The organism is Pseudomonas sp. LABIM340 (assembly GCF_040017195.2).
Taxonomy (GTDB): Bacteria; Pseudomonadota; Gammaproteobacteria; order Pseudomonadales; family Pseudomonadaceae; genus Pseudomonas.
This window is the reverse complement of the sequence record NZ_CM200227.1, coordinates 6,112,896-6,134,835: the sequence shown is the minus strand read 5'-3', so window position 1 is coordinate 6,134,835 and position 21,940 is coordinate 6,112,896. Positions and strand designations below refer to the sequence as shown.

At 66.3% G+C, this 21,940-nt stretch carries 15 protein-coding genes; 13 read left to right on the top strand and 2 right to left on the bottom strand.

The features are described 5' to 3' along the window. The first annotated feature begins 129 nt into the window (after positions 1 to 129). The 9 genes from thiI to ABKS89_RS28200 all read left to right on the top strand — a co-directional run bounded on the left by thiI (position 130) and on the right by ABKS89_RS28200 (position 13,645). Positions 130 to 1,584 carry a tRNA uracil 4-sulfurtransferase ThiI gene (thiI, locus tag ABKS89_RS28240; RefSeq protein WP_138213871.1) on the top strand — a complete coding sequence of 485 codons (1,455 nt, stop codon included), beginning with the start codon at positions 130 to 132 and terminating at the stop codon, positions 1,582 to 1,584. A gap of 170 nt (positions 1,585 to 1,754) precedes the next feature. Beyond that, positions 1,755 to 3,575 carry a translational GTPase TypA gene (typA, locus tag ABKS89_RS28235; RefSeq protein WP_045215809.1) on the top strand — a complete coding sequence of 607 codons (1,821 nt, stop codon included), beginning with the start codon at positions 1,755 to 1,757 and terminating at the stop codon, positions 3,573 to 3,575. A gap of 202 nt (positions 3,576 to 3,777) precedes the next feature. Next, positions 3,778 to 7,494 (top strand): DUF2339 domain-containing protein, encoded by a 3,717-nt coding sequence (locus ABKS89_RS28230; protein WP_348588431.1) that lies wholly within the window; start codon positions 3,778 to 3,780, stop codon positions 7,492 to 7,494. Further along, a complete protein-coding gene (locus tag ABKS89_RS28225) occupies positions 7,491 to 8,855 on the top strand; it encodes a DUF3999 domain-containing protein (RefSeq protein ID WP_348588430.1) in 1,365 nt (454 codons plus the stop codon). Before ABKS89_RS28230 ends, ABKS89_RS28225 begins: the two co-directional genes overlap by 4 nt. 101 nt (positions 8,856 to 8,956) lie before the next feature. After that, the gene (gene estP, locus ABKS89_RS28220; protein WP_348588429.1) at positions 8,957 to 10,864 is read left to right on the top strand and encodes an esterase EstP; all 1,908 of its coding nucleotides are present in this window, start codon (positions 8,957 to 8,959) and stop codon (positions 10,862 to 10,864) included. Between the two features lie 232 nt (positions 10,865 to 11,096). Beyond that, on the top strand, positions 11,097 to 12,110 hold the full coding sequence (locus ABKS89_RS28215) for a class 1 fructose-bisphosphatase (protein WP_138213875.1): 1,014 nt from the start codon (positions 11,097 to 11,099) through the stop codon (positions 12,108 to 12,110). After that, positions 12,110 to 12,715 (top strand): DUF924 family protein, encoded by a 606-nt coding sequence (locus ABKS89_RS28210; protein WP_348588428.1) that lies wholly within the window; start codon positions 12,110 to 12,112, stop codon positions 12,713 to 12,715. Before ABKS89_RS28215 ends, ABKS89_RS28210 begins: the two co-directional genes overlap by 1 nt. A gap of 75 nt (positions 12,716 to 12,790) precedes the next feature. Continuing rightward, positions 12,791 to 13,045, top strand: a complete 255-nt coding sequence (bamE, locus tag ABKS89_RS28205) for an outer membrane protein assembly factor BamE domain-containing protein (RefSeq protein ID WP_138213877.1) — start codon at positions 12,791 to 12,793, stop codon at positions 13,043 to 13,045. A 36-nt stretch (positions 13,046 to 13,081) separates the two neighbouring features. Further along, positions 13,082 to 13,645, top strand: coding sequence for a lipocalin family protein (locus ABKS89_RS28200; RefSeq protein ID WP_348588427.1), 564 nt, complete (start codon positions 13,082 to 13,084; stop codon positions 13,643 to 13,645). Between the two features lie 114 nt (positions 13,646 to 13,759). Here the strand turns inward: ABKS89_RS28200 and ABKS89_RS28195 are convergent, their stop codons facing one another. Continuing rightward, entirely contained in the window at positions 13,760 to 15,124 is a 1,365-nt protein-coding gene (locus ABKS89_RS28195) for a formimidoylglutamate deiminase (protein ID WP_348588426.1), read from the bottom strand. A gap of 222 nt (positions 15,125 to 15,346) precedes the next feature. On the opposite strand from ABKS89_RS28195, the gene hutC reads away from it, so the two are divergent. Together hutC and ABKS89_RS28185 are read left to right on the top strand one after the other, a co-directional pair. Next, on the top strand, positions 15,347 to 16,057 hold the full coding sequence (hutC, locus tag ABKS89_RS28190) for a histidine utilization transcriptional repressor HutC (RefSeq protein WP_348588579.1): 711 nt from the start codon (positions 15,347 to 15,349) through the stop codon (positions 16,055 to 16,057). Then, a complete protein-coding gene (locus ABKS89_RS28185) occupies positions 16,054 to 16,644 on the top strand; it encodes a HutD/Ves family protein (RefSeq protein WP_348588425.1) in 591 nt (196 codons plus the stop codon). The genes hutC and ABKS89_RS28185 overlap by 4 nt, the downstream gene beginning before the upstream one ends. Before the next feature lie 287 nt (positions 16,645 to 16,931). On the opposite strand, the gene hutH is transcribed toward ABKS89_RS28185, so the two are convergent. Further along, positions 16,932 to 18,461: a histidine ammonia-lyase gene (hutH, locus tag ABKS89_RS28180; protein ID WP_348588424.1), complete on the bottom strand. Its 1,530-nt coding sequence runs from the start codon at positions 18,459 to 18,461 to the stop codon at positions 16,932 to 16,934. Between the two features lie 235 nt (positions 18,462 to 18,696). Here hutH and ABKS89_RS28175 point away from each other — a divergent pair, with 235 nt between their 5' ends. Both ABKS89_RS28175 and hutU read left to right on the top strand, forming a co-directional pair. After that, positions 18,697 to 19,710 (top strand): ABC transporter substrate-binding protein, encoded by a 1,014-nt coding sequence (locus tag ABKS89_RS28175; RefSeq protein WP_348588423.1) that lies wholly within the window; start codon positions 18,697 to 18,699, stop codon positions 19,708 to 19,710. A gap of 461 nt (positions 19,711 to 20,171) precedes the next feature. Then, positions 20,172 to 21,839, top strand: a complete 1,668-nt coding sequence (hutU, locus tag ABKS89_RS28170) for a urocanate hydratase (protein WP_348588422.1) — start codon at positions 20,172 to 20,174, stop codon at positions 21,837 to 21,839. The last annotated feature ends 101 nt before the right edge of the window (positions 21,840 to 21,940 follow it).

Genomic DNA, 21,940 nt, shown 5'->3' with positions numbered 1-21,940 from the left:
CTCCATCGTGGTGCGTCAGTCCATTTTGGTGCATCAAAAAGAAAGTCTCCGATTTCTGCTCAAGTCTTGAGCAATTTCGGATATAATTCCGCCCCTTTTTTTCAGTCCCATGGCAATCGCCCGATCCGCATGAAACTCATCGTCAAGGTCTTCCAGGAAATCACCATCAAGAGCCGGCCGGTGCGCAAGCGCTTCATCCGCCAGCTGGCGAAGAACATTCGCACGGTGCTCCGCGATCTCGATCCCGAGCTGCTGGTCGAAGGCGAGTGGGACAACCTCGAGGTCGAGACCCAGGTCACCGACCCGAAAGTCCTGCGCGAGATGATCGAGCGCCTGACCTGCACGCCGGGCATCGGCCACTTCCTGGAAGTGCACGAGTACCCGCTGGGCGATTTCGACGACATCCTCGAGAAGTGCAAGGCCCACTTCGGCGACAAGCTGCCGGGCAAGGTCTTCTCCATGCGCTGCAAGCGCGCCGGCAAGCACCCCTTCACCTCCATCGATGTGGAGCGCTACGTCGGTGGTGGCCTGCGCCAGCATTGCGGCGCGGCGGGCGTCTCGCTGAAGAACCCGGAAGTGCAAGTGCGCGTGGAAATCCGCCATGACCGCCTCTACGTGATCCACGCCCAGCACGATGGCCTCGGCGGTTACCCGCTGGGCGCGCTGGAGCAGGTGCTGGTGCTGATGTCCGGCGGCTTCGACTCCACCGTGGCGGCCTACCAGATGATGCGCCGCGGCATGATCAGCCACTTCGTGTTCTTCAACCTCGGCGGCCGTGCCCACGAACTGGGCGTGATGGAAGTCGCGCACTATCTGTGGAAGAAGTACGGCAGTTCCCAGCGCGTGCTGTTCGTCAGCGTGCCCTTCGAGGAAGTGGTCGGCGAGATTCTCACGAAGGTCGACGACAGCTACATGGGCGTGACCCTGAAACGCATGATGCTGCGCGCCGCGAGCCGTGTAGCCGAGCGCCTGGAAATCGATGCGCTGGTGACCGGCGAGGCGATTTCCCAGGTCTCCAGCCAGACCCTGCCGAACCTCTCTGTGATCGACCGGGTGACCGACACCCTGGTCCTGCGCCCGCTGATCGTCAGCCACAAGCAGGACATCATCGACACCGCGACGAAAATCGGCACCGCCGAGTTCGCCAAGCACATGCCAGAATACTGTGGCGTGATCTCGGTGAACCCGACCACCCAGGCCAAGCCGCACCGTGTCGACCACGAAGAAACCAAGTTCGACATGGCCGTGCTCGACCGCGCCCTGGAGCGTTCCACCCAGATGACCGTCGACCGCGTGATCGACGAGCTGGGCAAGGACCTGGCGGTGGAAATGGTCGACGAAGTACTGGCCGGCCAGATCGTCGTGGACATCCGTCACCCGGATGCCCAGGAAGATGAACCGCTGGCCATCGAGGGCATCGAAGTCCTGGCCATGCCGTTCTACGCGATCAACAGCAAGTTCAAGGAACTGGACCCCAACCGCCAGTACCTCCTGTATTGCGACAAGGGCGTGATGAGTCGCCTGCACGCCCACCACCTGGTCAACGAAGGGCACACCAATGTGCGTGTTTACCGTCCGCAATAGAGGCGCGGACCAACGCCGCCAGCCCGGACTGTTCGGCGGCAGTATCCGCCACCGACCTCCCGACACATTCGGTGCGTAGGCTCACGCCCTGACCTTTTGCACCGCCGCGCCACGGCCCGGCCCCCGCTGCCGAAAACGGCAGCCGAAGATTCACTATCGAGACTGACACTGTGATCGAAAAACTGCGCAACATCGCCATCATCGCCCACGTCGACCATGGCAAGACCACCCTCGTAGACAAGCTCCTGCGCCTGTCCGGCACCCTCGACCGCAAAGAAGCGGAAAACGAGCGCGTGATGGACTCCAACGACCAGGAAAAAGAGCGTGGCATCACCATTCTGGCGAAGAACACCGCCCTGAAATGGAACGACTACAGCATCAACATCGTCGACACCCCCGGCCACGCCGACTTCGGCGGTGAGGTTGAGCGCGTGATGTCGATGGTCGACTCCGTACTGTTGGTGGTCGACGCCCAGGACGGCCCCATGCCGCAGACCCGCTTCGTGACCCAGAAGGCGTTCAAGGCCGGCCTGCGTCCGATCGTCGTGGTGAACAAGATCGACCGTCCGGGCGCGCGTCCTGACTGGGTCATCGACCAGATCTTCGACCTGTTCGACAACCTCGGTGCCACCGACGAGCAGCTGGACTTCCCGATCGTCTACGCCAGTGCCCTGAACGGCATCGCCGGCATGGACCACGAGAAGATGGACGACAACATGGACGCGCTGTTCCAGGCGATCATCGACCACGTTCCGGCGCCGAAAGTCGACGTCGACGGTCCGTTCCAGATGCAGATCTCCCAGCTGGACTACAACAGCTTCCTCGGCGTGATCGGCATCGGCCGTATCGCCCGCGGCAAGGTCAAGACCAACACCCCGGTCGTGGCCATCAGCGACGACGGCACCAAGCGCAACGGCCGTATCCTGAAGATCATGGGTCACTCCGGCCTGCAGCGCATCGAAGTCGCTGAAGCCGAAGCCGGCGACATCGTCTGCGTCTCGGGCATGGACGAACTGTTCATCTCCGACACCCTGTGCGACCCGCAGAACGTCGAAGCGCGCCCGCCGCTGACCGTTGACCAGCCGACCGTGAGCATGACCTTCCAGGTCAACGACTCGCCGTTCGCCGGTAAAGAAGGCAAGTTCGTCACCAGCCGCAACATCAAGGACCGTCTGGACAAGGAACTGCTGCACAACGTGGCCCTGCGCGTCGAGCAAGGCGACTCCCCGGAGAAGTTCAAGGTCTCCGGCCGTGGCGAACTGCACCTCTCGGTTCTGATCGAAACCATGCGCCGTGAAGGCTTCGAGCTGGCCGTAGGCCGTCCGGAAGTGGTCATCATCGAGACCGCTGAAGGCGAGAAGCAGGAGCCTTACGAGAACGTCACCATCGACATCGAAGAGCAGCACCAGGGCTCGGTGATGGAACAGATGGGCCTGCGCAAGGGCGATCTGACCAACATGATCCCCGACGGCAAGGGCCGCGTGCGCCTGGAATACACCATCCCGGCGCGTGGCCTGATCGGCTTCCGTAACAACTTCCTGACCCTGACCTCGGGCACCGGCATCCTGACCTCGACCTTCAGCCACTACGGCCCGATCAAGGCTGGCGAAGTGACCAACCGTCAGAACGGCGTACTGGTTTCCATGGCCACCGGCACCGCGCTGACCTACTCGCTGGAAACCCTGCAAAGCCGCGGCAAGCTGTTCCTCGGCCCAGGCGACGAGATCTACGAAGGCCAGCTGGCCGGCATCAACAGCCGTGACAACGACCTGGTGATCAACCCCACCAAAGGCAAGAAGCTCGACAACATGCGCGCTTCGGGCAAGGACGAAGTCATCGCCCTGGTTCCGCCGATCCGCTTCACCCTGGAGCAGGCGCTGGAATTCATCGCTGATGACGAGCTGGTGGAAGTGACGCCGAAGTCGATCCGTCTGCGCAAGAAAATGCTCAACGAGAACGACCGCAAGCGCTACGAACGCGCCAAGGTCTGATTCGACTGGTAGCAAGGAAAAGCCGGGCATTTGCCCGGCTTTTTCGTTTCTGCGTGGCTGCAAGGCAACTTCGCGACGTCAGAGTATTCGAAGCTGAGAGTTAGTGGACGCAGGCCAGGGAACCGGGCCGATATACTCAGCCTGCCGGACGTTGCCGTCCGGTTCGGGATGGATTCGCACAGAACCTCAAGGATTCGAAAGCATGCAATGGATTTTCATGCTGGTCGGCCTGGTCATCGGCGCCGCTGCGGGCGAGTCGATCACCGGGGCGGTATTGGGCGCGGTGGTTGGCCTCGCGCTGGGACAGACCTTCGCGCTGCACAGCCTGCAGCGGGAGAACGCCAGCCTTCGCGGTGAGCTGAAGGTCTTCGGCGAGCGCTTCGACCAGGGCACCAAGGCCCTGTATGAGCGGTTGCTGCAGGTGGAACGTGGCGCGGCCGGGCAGACGCCTCCGCCCGCCAGCGTCGAGTATGTCGCGCCGGAAATGACGGTTGCGCCGACCGGGGCCGGGCCCGAGGTCGAGGCGCCCGCCAGCGGACCTGCTACCACCGAACTGGACTGGAACATCGAGCTGCCTTCCGACGAGTTGGCGCCGGCCCCGGCGGCTGCCGCGCGGGTGGAAGCGCCGGTCGAGTGGTCCGACCTGGTACTTGAGCCGATGGAAAGGCCAGCCTCCCAGGCCCGCGTCGAAGAGCCCGAGGTTCACCCGCAGCAGGCTCCGACCACACCACCGCTGCCGCCGTCTCCGCCCGTTCCTTCCCTGTTCGATCGCGCCTTCGGCGCTGCCCGCGACTGGCTGCTGGGCGGCAATACCGTGCTGCGCGTCGGTGTGGTGCTGCTGTTCCTCGGCCTGGCCTTCCTGCTGCGCTACGCCACCGAAGGCATGACCATGCCGCCGCAGGGGCCGTACCTCGGTACTGCCGCCGCCGCGCTGGCGTTGCTCGGGCTTGGCTGGTGGTTGCGTCACCGTCGCCCAGCCTATGCGCTGATCCTCCAGGGTACCGGTGTCGCGGTGCTCTACCTGACGGTGTTCGCCAGCATCAAGCTGTACCCGGCGATGAACCACGGCGAAGTGCTGATCGACCCGAAGGCCGGCTTCGTCCTGCTGGTGGCTGTCACCCTGTTCTCGGCGATCCTCGCCATCCTGCAGGACGCCGTGGGCCTTGCCGCTGCCGCGGCGCTGGGCGGTTTCGCCGCGCCGATCCTGGCTTCCACCGGTGGTGGCAGCCATGTCGCGCTGTTCAGCTACTTCGCCCTGCTCAATGCCGGCATCTTCGTCATCGCCTGGTTCAAGGCCTGGCGGATGCTCAACCTGATCGGTTTCTTCGGCACCTTCGGCATCGGCCTTGCCTGGGGGCTGCGGTCATACAAGCCGGAGCTGTTCGGGACGACCGAGCCGTTCCTGATCCTGTTCTTCCTCACCTACGTCGCCATCGGCCTGCTGTTCGCCCGTCGCCGCCTGCGCGAGGCGGCTGGTGCGCCGGAGGACGATTCCCGCGAGGCCCTGCTGCGCTGGTCGGCGCGGCAGACCGACTATGTCGACGGCACCGTGCTGTTCGGCACGCCGCTGGTGGGCTTCGGCCTGCAATACGGGATCATCCAGCACCTGGAATTCGGCGCGGCGTTCAGCGCCCTGGCGCTGGGCCTGTTCTACATGGTGCTCGCCCGCCTGCTGGCCGGGCGCACCGCCGGCCGCGCGCTGCTGCTGGTGGAAACCTGCCTGGCGTTGGGCGTGGTGTTCGGCACGCTGGCGATCCCGCTGGGCCTGGACGCCCGCTGGACCTCCGCCGCCTGGGCCGTGGAAGGCGCCGGCATCTTCTGGCTCGGCTTGCGCCAGCAGCGGCCGCTGGCGCGGATTTTCGCCTTGCTGCTGCAAATCGGTGCGGCGCTGGCCTTCCTCGGCGAGCTGCGCGCCGATCCGCAGTCGCTGGCGCTGCTCGAAGGCGCTCCGCTGGGCGCGCTGATGCTCGGCGCGGCACTGCTGTTCAGCTTCTGGAACCTGCGCAATGCCGATGCGCAAACCCTGCGCAGCTGGGAACCGAACGCACGCCCGTTGCTGGCGGCCTTCGGTCTGGCCTTCCTCTACCTGATCGCGCCGCTGCTGATGGGCGCGGACGGCACGGCCATGGCCTGGGCCGTCGCCGGGCTGGCGACCCTGTTCGCCGCGCTGCGCTTGCGCTCGCGCACCTTCCTGGCCTGCGCCTTTGCGGTGCAATTGCTGGGTGGCGCGGTATTTCTCCTGCATCTGCACGGCGCGCAGGAGGGCAGTGGTGTGCTCGGCTCGGGCTGGCGCGGGTTGGTCACCGCCTCGCTGATCGGCCTGGCGCTGATCGCCGCCATGCTGATCGCCGCGCGCGATTCCCTGGTGCGTGACGACCGCCGGTTGATGCTCGGCCTGAGTGTGGTTCTGCTGCTGGGCCTGGCCTTCATCAACCTCGCCGTACTCTTCGTGCTGCCGTGGCAGACCGCCGCCGCCGTCTGGGCCGGCAGCGGCCTGCTGATCCTCTGGCTGAGCCTGCAATTGCAGCAGCGCGCGGCCTTCGTCTTCGGCCTGGTGCTGCAGGTGATCGGTGCCGGGGCCTTCCTGCTTGGCGGCTCGGCGCTGTTTGGCGACCTGCCCAGCGAGGGCCTGAAGCCGCTGGCGCACATGGGCTTCTGGACCCCGGCGGTACTGGCGCTGGCCGCGCTGGTCGGCGCCTGGCGCCTGCACCGGGCCAGCGAGCGCGAGCGCAACCTGGCGCTGGGCGGCCTTGGCCTGGAGCAGTTGTCGCAACTGCTGCTGGTGTGGGGCGCCGGCTGGTGGGCGCTGACCGCGCTGTGGGAGATCGCCCGCTTCGTGCCCGTCGAGATGCGTGAACACACGGCGTTGCTGGTGGCGGCGGTCAGCGTCGGCCTCTGGTCGCTGCTGGCGCGCCGCGAGCAATGGCGTGCGCTGGCGCTGCTGTGCCTGGCGCTGGTGCCGGTGTCGCTGGTGGCGCTGGCCAGTGCCTGGAACCTGCAGTACCACCCGTTGGCCGAACTGGGCTGGCTCGGCTGGCTGGCGGTGTTCGCGGTGCATTTCTTCACCTTGCGCCGGCTCGATGCCTTGCTGCCGCATCGTGCTGCACAGGCGGCCCATGTGCTGGGCTGCTGGCTGATCCTCGGGGTGCTGGCGCTGGAGCTGCGCTACCTGTTCTTCGCCCTGGCCGAGCATTACAACGCCTGGCGCTGGCTGGGCTGGGCACTGGTGCCGAGCCTGTTCCTGATCCTCATGGGCGGGGTCGCGCGCCTGCCATGGCCGGTGGCGGCCTTCGAGCGCGAGTACCGCGCCATCACCGCCGCGCCCGTTGCCCTGGCGCTGCTGGGCTGGTTCTGGCTGGTCAATCTGTTCAGCAACGGCGCAGCCGACCCGCTGCCCTACCTGCCGCTGGTGAACCCGCTGGAGCTGGGCATGCTCATCGTGCTCGCAGCGATATTCCAGTGGACGCGCCTGGGCCTGCCGCAACTGGGCGTGGCCGAGTCGACCCTGCGCCTGCCGGTTCAGGCGGTGCTCGGTGCTTCGCTGTTTGCCCTGCTGACCATGGCCGTGTGCCGCACCGCGCACCACTGGGGCAGCGTGCCGTTCGAGTTCGATTCCCTCAGCCAGTCCATGCTGGTGCAGGCCGGGCTGTCCATCGTCTGGGCGCTGATCGCCCTGGGCCTGATGATCGCCGGGCACCTGCGCGGCCGCCGCGACTTCTGGCTGGTCGGTGCGGTGCTGCTGGTCGTGGTGGTGATCAAGCTGTTCCTCGTCGACCGCGCCAGCGGCGGCAGCCTGGAACGCATCATTTCCTTCATCGGCGTCGGCGTGCTGATGCTGATCGTCGGCTACTTCGCGCCGCTGCCGCCGCGTCGGCCGGTGCCTGAAGAGCAACCGCAACAGGAGCAACCCTCCGCATGAAGCTCAATACCCTCGTCCTGCTCGCGGGTGCCTGCCTGCTGGGCAACCAGGCCAGTGCCGCACCCACTCCGGCGGACTTTGCCACCCGCGTACCGCTGGAAGTGTCCGGCGACGGCCCGTGGTATCGGGTGCAATTGCCCCTTGAGGTGCTGTTCGCCGCGCGCCATGGCGACTTGCGCGACGTGCGCATCTTCAACGCCGAAGGCGAAGCGCTGCCCTACAGCCTGCGCACCAGTTCGGCCAGCGCGAAGGAGGTGCGCAGCGAAGTGCAGGCGCGCATCTTCCCGCTGCGCGGTGCTTCCGGCAGCGCGGCCGGCGACAACCTGAAGATCGTCCGCAGCACCACCGGCACCATCCTCGAAATCACCCCGAACGCGCCTGCCCAGGACAAGACCCAGGTACTGCGCGGCTGGCTGCTGGAAACCGGTTCCGGCGACCTGCCGCTGGACCGCCTGCAACTGGACTGGACGGCGGACAGCGACGGCTTCCAGCGCCTGCGCATCGAAGCCAGCGACGACCTGGAGCACTGGCGTTCCCTGGGCGAAGGGCAACTGGCGCGGCTGGACTTCAATGGCCAGCGCATCGAGCAGAACGATATCGCGCTGCCCGGCGAGACGGCGCGCTACCTGCGTCTGTGGTGGGAGTCGCCGGAGCAGGCCGCACAACTGGTCGGAGCCACGCTCAGCGGCAGCCGCAGCAGTAGCGGCCCGGTGCCGATGCTCTGGTCCGAGCCGCTGGCGGCCAAGGCCGACAGCAACGGCGACTTCAGCTGGAGCCTGCCACTGGCGCTGCCGGTGGAGCGCGTGCGGATTCCCCTGCAGCAGGACAACACCCTGGCGCCGGTGGTGATCTCCGGCCGCCACGACGGTAATGTGCAGTGGTCGCCGCTGGCACGTGGCGTGCTGTATCGCCTGCCGGGGCAGGGCGGCGAAATCACCCAGGAGGAGCTGCAACTGCCCGGCACCACCCTGGGCCAGCTGCGGCTGCAGGTGGATTCGCGCGGCGGCGGCCTCGGCGGTTCGACGGCTCACCTGAGCGTGGGCGTTCGCGCCAGCGAGCTGGTGTTCCTCGCCCGCGGCGGCGCGCCCTACGAACTGGCGGTGGGCAGCGGCTCCATCGCCGATGGCAGCCTGCCGCTGACCACCCTGGTGCCCGGCTACGAGCCCAAGCGCCTGGCGAGCATGGGCGAGGCGCGGCTCAAAGGCACTCTGCAGGCGCCCGCGACACAATTGCCCGCCGATGTCGCGAAAGCCGATACCCACTGGAAACGCTACGGCCTGTGGGCGTTGTTGCTGGCGGGCGTCGGCCTGCTCGCGCTGATGGCGCTGAGCCTGCTGCGGAGCAACCGCCAGGCGAGCTGATCGACGCGGATCGCCGCAAGATAGGGGTGTCGCCTGTAGAAATTCTGATACTGTCTTGCTTGTTCTGATTGCCAAATAACAACAAAGCATGGAGTAGCAGAATGATCAGAAAGGCGCTCACCCCGCTGGCGGCTGCGTGCGCGTTGGCCATTGCCACACAGGCCTCCGCAGCCCCTTCGCCGTATTCCACCATGGTCGTCTTCGGCGACAGCCTGAGCGATTCCGGACAGTTCGCCGACGCCGGCGGCCCGGCCGGCGCCAGCACCCGCTTCACCAACCGCGTCGGCCCGACCTACCTGGACGGCAGCGGCGAGATCTTCGGCCCCACCGCGCCGATGATTCTGGGCGGCAAGCTGGGTATCAGTGGCACCGACCTGAACCCCTCGACCTCGCTGGTCCCCGGCACCGTGGACGGCAACAACTGGGCCGTCGGCGGCTACCGCACCGACCAGATCTACGACTCGATCACCGCTGCCGGTGGCTCGACGGTCACCTCCGGCTCCGACAGCCGTACCCGTGACGGCTACCTGGTGAACAACCGCGCCGACCCGAACGCGCTCTACTACCTCACCGGCGGCGGCAACGATTTCCTCCAGCTGCGCATCACCAACGATCCCACCGCCCGTGCTGCGGCCGGCCGTCTGGTGGATAGCGTGGATGCGCTGCACAACGCGGGGGCGCGCTACATCATGGTCTGGCTGCTGCCCGACCTCGGCCAGACCCCGGCCACCAACGGCACCGCGCTGGAATCCTTCGGCACCCAGCTGTCGGGCATCTTCAACGAGGAGCTGGTCAGCCAGCTGGCCGCCTCCGACGCCAACGTCATTCCGCTGAACATCCCGGCGATGTTCAAGGAAGTACTGGCCAACCCGGGCGCCTACGGCCTGGCCACCGACCAGAACCTGATCGGCACCTGCTTCAGCGGCAACAGCTGCCCCGAGAACGCGGTTTACGGCCGCCACGGCAGCAACCCCGATCCGACCAAGCTGATCTTCAACGACGGCGTGCACCCGACCATCGCCGGCCAGAGCCTGATCGCCGACTACGCCTACTCGGTGCTCTCCGCCCCGTGGGAAGCGACCATGCTGCCGGAAATGGCCCTGGGCACGTACAACGCCTACCAGGACCAACTGCGCAGCCAGTGGCTGGCGGACTGGGAAAACTGGCAGGGCACCGGCCAGTGGCGCGGCTTCGTCACCGGCGGCGCGCAACACCTGGACTACGACGACCAGGACAGCGCCGCAGACGGCTCCGGCTACGGCGCCAACCTGACCCTGGGCACCAGCTACCGCCTCGATGACGCCTGGCGTGTCGGCGGCTCGCTGGGCTTCTACCGGCAGAAGCTGGAGCTGGGCTCCGACGACTCGGACTACAAGCTCAACAGCTACCTGGGCAGCCTGTTCGTGCAGTTCCAGCAGAACCGCTGGTGGGCTGATGCGTCCGTGACCGGCGGCAAGCTGGACTTCGACGATGCCAACCGCAAGTTCTCCATCATCAACCACGAGGTCGAGGAGAAGGCCGATACCGACGGCAGCCTGCTGGCCTTCAGCGGTCGCCTGGGCTACGACATCGCCCAGGGTGGCGAGAACTGGCACCTGTCGCCCTTCGTCAGCGCCGACTGGGCGCGGGTGAAGGTGGACAGCTACGAAGAGGGCAGCGGCCGCTCCACCGCGCTGGCCTTTGATGAGCAGAACCGCTACTCCCGCCGCCTCGGCGTCGGCCTGCAGGGCAAGCTGGACCTGTCCCAGGACACCCAGCTTTTCGGCGAGGTCGCTGTGGAGCGCGAATACGCCGACGACACCCAGAACGTCGGGATGAACTTCACCAGCCTGCCGGACGTCGGCTTCAGCCTGCAGGGCTACACCCCGCAGAGCCACCTGCAGCGCGCCACCATCGGCTTCGCCCAGAAGCTGACCCCGGAGCTGTCGCTGCGCGGCGGCTACAGCGCGCACCGCAGCAGCGACGACCTGGCCCAGGGCGTGAACCTGGCGCTGAGCCTGGACTTCTGATCGTCTGATCCGAGCGTCGCGGGGTGACGGGCGGTTGCGGCCGTCACCCCGCTTTCTTTCCACTGGACTGCTCGCCGCGCGGCCGAAGGTCGCGGGGCCGGACGCCTTTGGGGAACTGCCCGTGCACGGCGGGCTCCAAGCATTCGGCGAGCCTCTGCGCAAGGAGGCATCGCGGTCGTTTCCACGCTAGAATGCGCCCTGATTTTTTCCATCTTCTCCCCTGGAGTCTTCCATGTCCCGCGTTACCCTGAGCCGCTATCTGATCGAGCAGACCCGCAGTCACAACACCCCGGCCGACCTGCGTCACCTCGTGGAAGTGGTGGCCCGCGCGTGCAAGGAGATCAGTCACGCCGTTTCCAAGGGCGCGCTGGGTGGCGTGCTTGGCAGCATGGAAACCGAGAACGTGCAGGGCGAGGTGCAGAAGAAGCTGGACGTGCTGTCGAACGAAATCCTCCTGGAAGCCAACGAGTGGGCCGGTAACCTGGCCGGCATGGCCTCCGAGGAAATGGACCACCCCTACCAGATTCCGGGCAAGTACCCCAAAGGCGCCTACCTGCTGGTCTTCGATCCGCTGGACGGCTCCTCCAACATCGACGTCAACGTCTCGGTCGGCACCATCTTCTCCGTGCTGCGCTGCCCGCAGGAATACCTGAGCCAGAACGACAGCCTGCGCGAGGAAGCCTTCCTCCAGCCGGGCACCACCCAGGTCGCCGCCGGCTACGCCATCTACGGCCCGCAGACCATGCTGATCCTGACCCTGGGCAACGGCGTGAAGGGCTTCACCCTGGACCGCGAGCTGGGCAGCTTCGTGATGACCCACGACAACATCACCGTGCCGACCAGCACCGCCGAATTCGCCATCAACATGTCCAACGAGCGCCACTGGGAAGCCCCGGTACAGCGCTACGTCAGTGAGCTGCTGGCCGGCAAGGAAGGCCCGCTGGGCAAGAACTACAACATGCGCTGGATCGCCTCCATGGTGGCCGACGTGCATCGCATCCTGACCCGCGGTGGCGTGTTCATGTACCCGCGTGATTCCCGCGAGCCGGAGAAGCCCGGCAAGCTGCGCCTGATGTACGAAGCCAACCCGATGTCCTTCATCATCGAGCAGGCCGGCGGCGCCGCCACCAACGGTCGCCAGCGCATCCTCGACATCCAGCCCGACAGCCTGCACCAGCGCGTTGCGGTGTTCCTGGGCTCGAAGGAAGAAGTCGAGCGCGCCACCGCCTACCACCAGGAAGGCTGATGAGTACCGCGCCCTGGCAGACCCTGCTCGACTGGTGGTTCGGCACTGCGCTGGATGCCAATGAGGTCGCCGCCCAGCGCAACGCGCTGTGGTTCGGCAAGAGCGGCTGCCAGGACGTGGACTCGGAAAACCGTTTCGGCGGCCTGGTGCGCCAGGCCCTGGACGGTGGTCTGCTGGAGTGGGAGCGCGAGCCGCAGAGCTGGCTGGCGCTGATCCTGCTGCTGGACCAGCTGCCGCGCATGGTCTTCCGCGATTCTCCGCGCGCCTACGCCGGCGACGCCCGCGCCCAGCAACTGGTGCGCCAGGGCCTGCAGGCCGGTTTCGACCGCCAGCTGCCGCGCATTGAGCGGGTGTTTGTCTACATCGTGCTGGAGCACGCCGAAGATCTGGCCAGCCAGAACGAGGCTGTGCGCCTGTATGAAGCCTTGCAGGGCGAATCCAGCGAGAGCGAGAAGGTGCTGTTCGCCGGCTACCTCGCCTATGCACGCAAGCATCAGGTGGTGGTCGAGCGCTTCGGACGCTTCCCTCACCGTAACGCCATTCTCGGCCGCGACTCCACGGCTGAAGAAGCTTCGTTCCTCACGGAACCTGGCTCACGTTTCTGACTCCAACCCGGCGGCCGAACCGGTCGCCCTGTGCCAAGCTTGTTGGCCTGCCCCCAAAAAACAATGGAGTTGTCGATGTCCTTCCGCCGCCTCGCGCTCGTCGCGTTCTGTGTCGTCCTGGCCGCTTGCAGCAAAGTGAACCAGGAGAACTATTCCAAGATCAAAACCGGCATGAGCAAGGCCGACGTGGAAAGCCTGCTCGGCAAGCCCACCGAATGCTCCGGCGCACTGGGCGTTTCCAGTTGCACCTGGGGTGATGAGAAAGCCTTCATCAGCATCCAGTACGCCGGCGACAAAGTGCTGCTGTTCTCCGCCCAGGGCCTGAAGTAAGCGGCCCGGGCAGGGCAGGCGGCCAAGGAGGAGCGAATGCGTCGATACACCCCTCGATCCCTCACCTGGCTGGCCTGCCTCGCCGTTCTGAGTGGCTGTGCGGGCTCCGCCCAGCAGCCGCCGCAGACTGTGCAGGTCGACCTCAAGCGCTACGAGGGCACCTGGTACGAGCTGGCGCGCAAGCCGATGTTCTTCCAGCGCCAGTGCGCGCAATCCGAGGCCCACTACCGCCTGCAGGACGATGCCAGCATCGCGGTGACCAACCGCTGCCTGACTACCGAAGGGCAGTGGGACCAGGCCTCCGGCCGCGCCGAGGCGCAGGTGCCGGGCCGCACCGACAAGCTCTGGGTGCGCTTCGACAACACCTTCTCGCGGATCTTCCCCGGCCTCGCCAAGGGTGATTATTGGGTGCTCTATGTCGACGACGACTACCAGACCGCGCTGGTCGGCAACCCCAACCGCGAATACCTCTGGCTGCTCTCGCGCCAGCCGGTGGTGCCGGACGCCACCCGCATGAAGCTGCTGGAGCTGGCCCACGAGCGCGGTTACCAGACCGACGACCTGATCTGGCGGACGGCGGAAACCGCCACCGCGCCCTGACGAAAAAACGCCCCGTGGGGCGTTTTTGCTAGGCGGAATGACTTGTAGGAGCGGGCCATGCCCGCGATGCTTTTATACGCGGGTCGCGGGCATGGCCCGCTCCTACACGGTGGGTCAGTCCAGCAGCTCGCGGAGGACGCCGGCGAAGTCTCGGGCGCTCTGTTCTTCCAGCGCATGCTTGCCCGCGCGCACGCGCCACTGCCCGGCAACCATCACATCACGCACTTGGCGATCGCCACCAGCGAACAGCCAGCGGTTGAGGATGGCGTCGCCACGGGCGGTCTGCAGGTAAGGGTCGCCGCCGTCCAGCACCAGCAGGTCGGCGCGCTTGCCCACCGCCAGTTCGCCGGTGGGTTGGCCGAGAGCCTGGGCGCCGCCGGCCAGCGCTGCATCGAACAGGGTGCGGCCGACCATCGGCTGGTCCTCGCCGTAGAGGCGGTTGCGGCGCTGGTCGCGCAGGCGCTGGCCGTATTCCAGCCAGCGCAGTTCCTCGACCACGCTGAGTGAAACGTGGCTGTCCGAGCCGATGCCGAAGCGACCGTGCTGGGCGAGGTAGTCCACCGCCGGGAAGATACCGTCGCCCAGGTTCGCCTCGGTGGTCAGGCAGAGGCCGGCCACCGCGCCGCTGCGGGCCATGGCGGTCACTTCGTCGGCTTCGGCGTGGGTGGCGTGGACCAGGCACCAGCGCTCGTCCACCTCGATGTTCTCGTACAGCCACTGCAGCGGGCGGCGGCCACTCCAGGCCAGGCAGTCGTCGACTTCCTTCTGCTGTTCGGCGATGTGGATGTGCACCGGGCAACCGCTGGAATCGGCGCCGAGCACCTCGGTGATCTGCTGCGGCGTCACTGCGCGCAGGGAGTGGAAGCACAGGCCGAGGCCCTGTTGCGGCTGCGTCGCGAGGTGCGCGCGCAAGCCGTCGATCAGTTTCAGGTAGTTTTCGGTGCTGTTGATGAAGCGGCGCTGGCCCTCGCTGGGCGCCTGGCCGCCGAAGCCGGCGTGGGAGTAGAGCACCGGCAGCAGGGTCAGGCCGATGCCGGCATCCGTTGCCGCCTGGCTGACGCGCAGGGCCAGTTCAGCCGGGTTGGCGTAAGGCTTGCCATCGACGTCGTGGTGCACGTAGTGGAATTCGGCGACGCCGGTGTAACCGGCCTTGAGCATCTCGATGTACAGCTGGCGGGCGATGACGCCGACCTGCTCGGGCGACAGGCGGCCGACCAGGCGATACATCAGGTCGCGCCAGGTCCAGAAGCTGTCGTTGGGGTTGCCGGCGACTTCTGCCAGCCCCGCCATGGCGCGCTGGAAGGCGTGCGAGTGCAGGTTCGGCATGCCTGCCAGCAGCGGCCCGGAAACCCGTTCGGCGCCCTCTGCGCTGGCGTCCGGGGTGATCGCGGTGAACAGGCCGTCGGCATCGATCTCGAAGCGGACATTGCGCGCCCAGCCGGAGGGCAGCAGGGCGGATTCGGCGAACAGGACGGACATGCGCGGGGCCTCGCAGGCTTCTTGGAATTTGTATATACATATACAGACGTTTGCCGAGGCCGTAAACTGCAAGGCACCCGACGGTCGCCAGAGGACTTGTATGCACCGGTCGAATCCGGTACATGCCGGAGTCAGACCAGCCGTCGCCACGACAAGGAGTTTCCCGTGCCCGCATCGCCCACGCCTACCCCGCCCGCCGAGGGTTCGTCGCTCGCCGCGCAGATGGGGGAATTTCCCGCGCCGTTGTATGCCCGCGTCAAGCAGCTGATCATCCAGCAGATCCAGTCCGGCACCTGGCCGCCGCACCACCGCGTGCCGTCCGAAGCAGAGCTGGTCGAGGAGCTGAGCGTCAGCCGCATGACCATCAACCGCGCGCTGCGCGAGCTGACCGCCGACGGCCTGCTGGTGCGCATGCAGGGCGTGGGTACCTTCGTCGCCGAGCCCAAGGGCCAGTCGGCGCTGTTCCAGGTGCAGAACATCGCCGAGGAAATCACCGCCCGCGGCCACAAGCACCACTGCGTGGTGGTCAGCCTGATCGAAGAACTGGCCACCGCCGAGCGCGCGCTGGCGCTGGACGTGCGCGAAGGTCAGCGCATCTTCCACTCGATCATCGTGCACTTCGAGAACGATATCCCGGTGCAGATCGAGGACCGCTACGTGAACGCGGCCGTGGCGCCGGAGTACATGAAGCAGGACTTCACCGGGCAGACGCCGTTCGCCTACCTCACGCAAGTCGCGCCGCTGAGCGAGGGCGAGCACGTGGTCGAGGCAGTGCTGCCCAGCCCCGAGGAATGCAAGCTGCTTTCCGTGGACCGCCACGAACCGTGCCTGCTGATCCGCCGGCGTACCTGGTCGGGGCGCAATACCGTCACCAGCGCGCGCCTGCTGTATCCGGGCTCGCGCTACCGCCTGGAAGGACGTTTCAGTTCATGACCGATGTGAAGTTGCTGCGCGCCGCCGACTACCCGGCGATGCCCTGGAAGAACGGTGCGGGCACCACCCGCGAGATCGTCCGCGATGCCGGCGACGGCCTGGAGGGTTTCGGCTGGCGCGTGTCGATCGCCGATGTTGGCGCGCCGGGGCCGTTCTCCGCGTTCACCGGCTACCAGCGGGTCATCAGCGTGCTGGAAGGCGAGGGTATGCGTCTGAACGTGGATGGCGTCGATTCGCGCGATCTGCGTGCGCTCGATGCCTTCGCCTTCGATGGCGCCAGCGCGGTGGATTGCGCGCTGCTGGGCGGTGCGATCCGCGACTTCAACCTGATCTACTCGCCGGCTCGCTACCGGGCGCGGCTGCAGTGGTTGACGCTCGACGGCGCGGCGCACTTCTTCAGCAGCGCTTCGACCGTGCTGCTGTTCAGTGCGGGCGAGGGCATCCATGTCAGTCTGAACGGCGCGGCCAGTGGTGTGCTGGGGCTGTATGACACGTTGATCGCCGAGGCTGACGGCGCGCTGCGCGAGTGGCGGCTGAAAGTGGCGGGTCGTGCCGATATCTGTGTGATCGAACTCGAAGCACGCTGAACAGAAAAGGGCGCCGGGAGGCGCCCTTTCTTATTTCGAGTCTGGCGGGATGCTGTGAGTAGGATGGCGTGGAGCGAAGCGATACCCATCAATCACCGCGCGACGATCCGCATGGGTATCGCTCCGCTCCACCCATCCTACGGGTCCTGAACTCGGCCTATACGGCTGGACGGGAGATGCGCCTTACAGGCGCTGTTCGCGGGCATGGCCCGCTCCTACAGGGGGAGTAGCGGGCTCTTGCCATTGTAGGAGCGGGCCATGCCCGCGATGGCGTAAAACGCCATCTATCAGCCGTATAGCCGCGCGTAACCGATCCAGCGGCTCATCACCCCATCCTCCACCCACGCCCGCGCGGCGGCGATGTCCGGGGCGAAGTAGCGGTCCTGCTCGTAATGCGGCACCTGGCTGCGGATCAGCGTGCGCACTTCCTGCAGCTGAGGCGAGCTTTGCAGCGGCGCGTGGAAGTCCACGCCTTGCGCGGCGGCCAGCAATTCGATGGCGACCACGCCGGCGCTGTTGCCGGCCATGTCCTGCAGGCGACGGGCGGCGAAGGTGGCCATGGAGACGTGGTCTTCCTGGTTCGCCGAGGTCGGCAGGCTGTCCACCGAGGCCGGGTGAGCCCAGGTCTTGTTCTCCGAGGCCAGGGCCGCCGAGGTGACCTGGGCGATCATGAAGCCGGAGTTCAGCCCGCCTTCCTTGACCAGGAAGGCCGGCAGCCCGGACATCGCCGGGTCCACCAGCTGGGCGATACGCCGCTCGGACAGCGCGCCGATTTCGGAGATCGCCAGCGCCAGCACGTCGGACGCCATGGCCACCGGCTCGGCGTGGAAGTTACCGCCTGACAGAACATCGCCGTCAGCGCTGAATACCAGTGGGTTGTCGGAAACGGCATTGGCCTCGCGCAGGAAAACGCCAGCGGCGAAGCGCAGGTGATCCAGGCACGCTCCCATCACCTGAGGTTGGCAGCGCAGCGAGTACGGGTCCTGCACGCGCTTGCAGTCGATGTGCGAATGGTTGATCGGGCTGTCGTGCAGCAACTCGCGGTAGAGCGCGGCGACCGCGATCTGCCCCGGCTGGCCGCGCACTTCCTGGATGCGCGCGTCGAAGGGCACGAACGAGCCTTTCAGCGCTTCCACCGTCAGGCTGCCGGCGACTACCGCTGAGATGAACAGCTTCTCCGCTGCGAACAACCCGCGCAGGGCCAGCGCGGTGGACACCTGGGTGCCGTTGATCAGCGCCAGGCCCTCCTTGGGCCCCAGCACCAGCGGTTCGGCGCCGGCGATGGCGAGGCCTTCGGCGGCTTCGAGGATGCGCCCTTCATGGCGCACCTGGCCGACGCCCAGCAGGGTCGAGGACATATGCGCCAGCGGCGCGAGGTCGCCCGAGGCGCCCACCGAGCCTTGCGACGGGATGCATGGGTAGACCTGCGCCTTGTACAGCTTGAGCAGTGTCTCGATCACCGGCAGGCCGACACCGGAGAAGCCGCGCGCCAGGGAGCCGATCTTCAGCGCCATGATCAGCGCCACGCTGGCGTCGTCCAGCAGCGGGCCGGTGCCGGTGCAGTGGGAGAGGATCAGGTTGCGCTGCAGGGTGGCGAGCTGGTCCTCGGCGATGGAGGTGCGCGCCAGCAGGCCGAAGCCGGTGTTGATGCCGTAGACGGTGCGCTGGTCGGCGATGATCTGGCTGACCGTCTGCGCGCTGCGCAGGATGGCCTCGCGGCATTCATCCGCAAGGCGTAATTCGGGTTGGTGCTGGTAGATGGCGCGCAGCTGGTCGAGGTCGAACTGGCCGGGCGTCAGGAGCAGGGTTTCGGACATGTCAGCATCCTGGGTTCGGTGAAAGTGTTACCGTGGATCGTTCCTGTATATACAGGTATAGCAATCGCTATGCCATGGCGTGCGGGGGCGCGTGGTTCGGCATTTCACCTTGGCGTGCGGTGGTGCATGGAGGGAGTGAATGTCACCGGCGGTGGCATTTCCAGTCCGATGGTCGTGGGCAAATCGCGGATCGGCGGCTAAACCCAATGGGACACCGACGCGCCCGGAGACGCCCATGTCCACCCCCCGTTGCCTGTTCGCGCTGCTGCTGGCCCTGGGCCTGTGTGCGCAGACCTTCGCCGCCTGCCCCTACCCGAAACCCGTGGTGTTCGCCGGGCTGAACTGGGAGAGCGGCATGTTCACCACCGACGTGCTGCGATTCATCCTGGAGAAGGGCTACGGCTGTCAGACCGACGCCGTGCCGGGTAACACCGTGACCATGGAGAACGCGCTGAAACAGAACGACATCCAGGTCACCGGCGAGCAGTGGGCCGGGCGCAGCACCGTCTGGCAGCAGGCGGAGAAGGCCGGCCAGGTGTTCTCCGTGGGTGAGACGGTGAAGGGCGCGAATGAGGGCTGGTGGGTGCCGGATTACGTGGTGCACGGCGACGCGAAGCGGGGCATCAAGGCCTCCGCGCCGGAGCTGAAGTCCGTCAGCGACCTGCCCAGGTACAAGGCGCTGTTCAAGGATGACGAGGAGCCGGACAAGGGCCGCTTCTACAACTGCCCCACCGGCTGGACCTGCGAGATCGTCAACACGCAGAAGCTCAAGGCCTATGGCCTGACGGACAGCTACGTGAACTTCCGTACCGGCGCCGGCCCCGCGCTGGATGCGGCAATCAGCTCGGCCATCGCCCAGGGCAAGCCGGTGCTCTTCTATTACTGGGCACCGACGCCGCTGCTGGGGCGCTTCAAGCTGGTGCAGCTGGAGGAGCCGCCGTTCGACGAGGCGGCGTGGAAGACCCTGACCGACGCCAACGAGCCCAACCCCAAGGGGTCGCGCTCACTACCGGCGAAGATCAGCATCGGCGTGTCCCGCGACTTTCATGACAAGGCGCCGGTGCTGGTGCAGGTGTTCGAGAAGGTCGAGCTGCCGTTGCCGCTGTTCAACGCGCTGCTGGCGGACATGGCCGAGCACCACCGGGACGTGGCGGATGTGCGGGCGAAGTTCTTCCGCGAGCACCGGGAGCTGTGGTCGAAGTGGGTGACGGCGGAGGCGGCAACGAAGATCGATGCGGCGTTGAAGTGAGCGGGTGCCTGGGTGAAGTTGATGGTACTAGGGGCTCCCTCTCCCTAACCCTCTCCCTTCAGGGAGAGGGCGGGGGGAGAGGGCGCATCCGGGAGATACTGTGCCTAAATCTCGCTCCAATGAACTTGTCTATACAACCTGTGTCCCTTGGTAGCGAGCGGTGTTACCGAACGCAACGAAACGGTGCAGTGAAGCCTGCTTCTGGTGCATTCGTCTGAAGGGCAGCGATTGCTGTCAGCCGCTACCGAGTTACTAAATATCTGTTTTACTCCATATAAATCAATGATTTGAGTTGTTTATCCGGCTGCTTGGACACCGCGCCAGCCAAGGTTGGCCCTTGCTTTGCTTATACTTGTACATACAAGAATAGACATGATGGTGGCGAACTCCTCGGCACCGTCGAACGAACCGCCAGGCCGCCCCCAACGGCCAACGACCCGAGCAAAGCGAAGGAGCCTTCCGTGACCAAATTCCGCGACGTCGAAATCCGTGCCCCGCGCGGCACCCAACTGAACGCCAAGAGCTGGCTGACCGAAGCACCGCTGCGCATGCTGATGAACAACCTCGACCCGGAAGTTGCCGAGAACCCGAAGGAGCTGGTGGTGTACGGCGGTATCGGCCGCGCCGCGCGCAACTGGGAGTGCTACGACAAGATCGTCGAGACCCTCAAGGAGCTGAATGAAGACGAGACCCTGCTGGTGCAATCGGGCAAGCCGGTCGGTGTCTTCAAGACCCACGCCAACGCCCCGCGCGTGCTGATCGCCAACTCCAACCTGGTACCGCACTGGGCCAACTGGGAACACTTCAACGAACTGGATGCCAAGGGCCTGGCCATGTACGGCCAGATGACCGCCGGCTCGTGGATCTACATCGGCAGCCAGGGCATCGTCCAGGGCACCTACGAAACCTTCGTCGAGGCCGGCCGCCAGCACTACGACGGCAACCTCAAGGGCCGCTGGGTGCTCACTGCAGGCCTGGGCGGCATGGGCGGCGCCCAGCCGCTGGCCGCGACCCTGGCCGGCGCTTGCTCGCTGAACATCGAGTGCCAGCAGAGCCGCATCGATTTCCGCCTCGCCAGCCGCTACGTCGACGAGCAGGCCAAGGACCTCGACGATGCCCTGGCGCGCATCGCCCAATACACCGCCGAAGGCAAGGCCATCTCCATCGCCCTGCTGGGCAATGCTGCGGAAATCCTCCCGGAACTGCTCAAGCGCGGCGTGCGCCCGGACATGGTCACCGACCAGACTTCCGCCCACGACCCGCTCAACGGCTACCTGCCGGCCGGCTGGACCTGGGAACAGTACCGCGACCGCGCGCAGACCGACCCGGCTGCCGTGGTGAAAGCCGCCAAGCAGTCCATGGCCGTGCACGTCAAAGCCATGCTGGAGTTCCAGAAGCAGGGCATCCCGACCTTCGACTACGGCAACAACATCCGCCAGATGGCCAAGGAAGAGGGCGTGGCCAACGCCTTCGACTTCCCCGGTTTCGTCCCGGCCTATATCCGCCCGCTGTTCTGCCGTGGTGTCGGTCCGTTCCGCTGGGCCGCGCTGTCGGGCGATGCCGAGGACATCTACAAGACCGACGCCAAGGTCAAGGAGCTGATCGCCGATGACGCTCACCTGCACCGCTGGCTGGACATGGCCCGCGAGCGCATCAGCTTCCAGGGCCTGCCGGCACGCATCTGCTGGGTCGGCCTGGGCCAGCGCGCCAAGCTTGGCCTGGCGTTCAACGAAATGGTCCGTAGCGGCGAGCTGAAAGCGCCGATCGTGATCGGCCGCGACCACCTCGACTCCGGCTCGGTGTCCAGCCCGAACCGCGAGACCGAAGCCATGCAGGACGGCTCCGACGCCGTGTCCGACTGGCCGCTGCTCAACGCCCTGCTGAACACCGCCAGCGGCGCCACCTGGGTTTCGCTGCACCACGGCGGCGGCGTGGGCATGGGCTTCTCCCAGCACTCGGGCATGGTGATCGTCTGCGACGGCACCGACGAAGCGGCGGCGCGCATCGCCCGCGTCCTGACCAACGACCCAGGCACCGGCGTGATGCGCCATGCCGATGCCGGCTACCAGATCGCCATCGACTGCGCCAAGGAGCAGGGCCTGAACCTGCCGATGATCACCGGCAAGTGATCAGATACGGCGGATAACGCTGGCGCGTTATGCGCCCTACGGACCGGTAATTCGGTAGCAGAAAAGCAGGACCAGGGAGAGGGCCGCCGCACGGTGTCGTG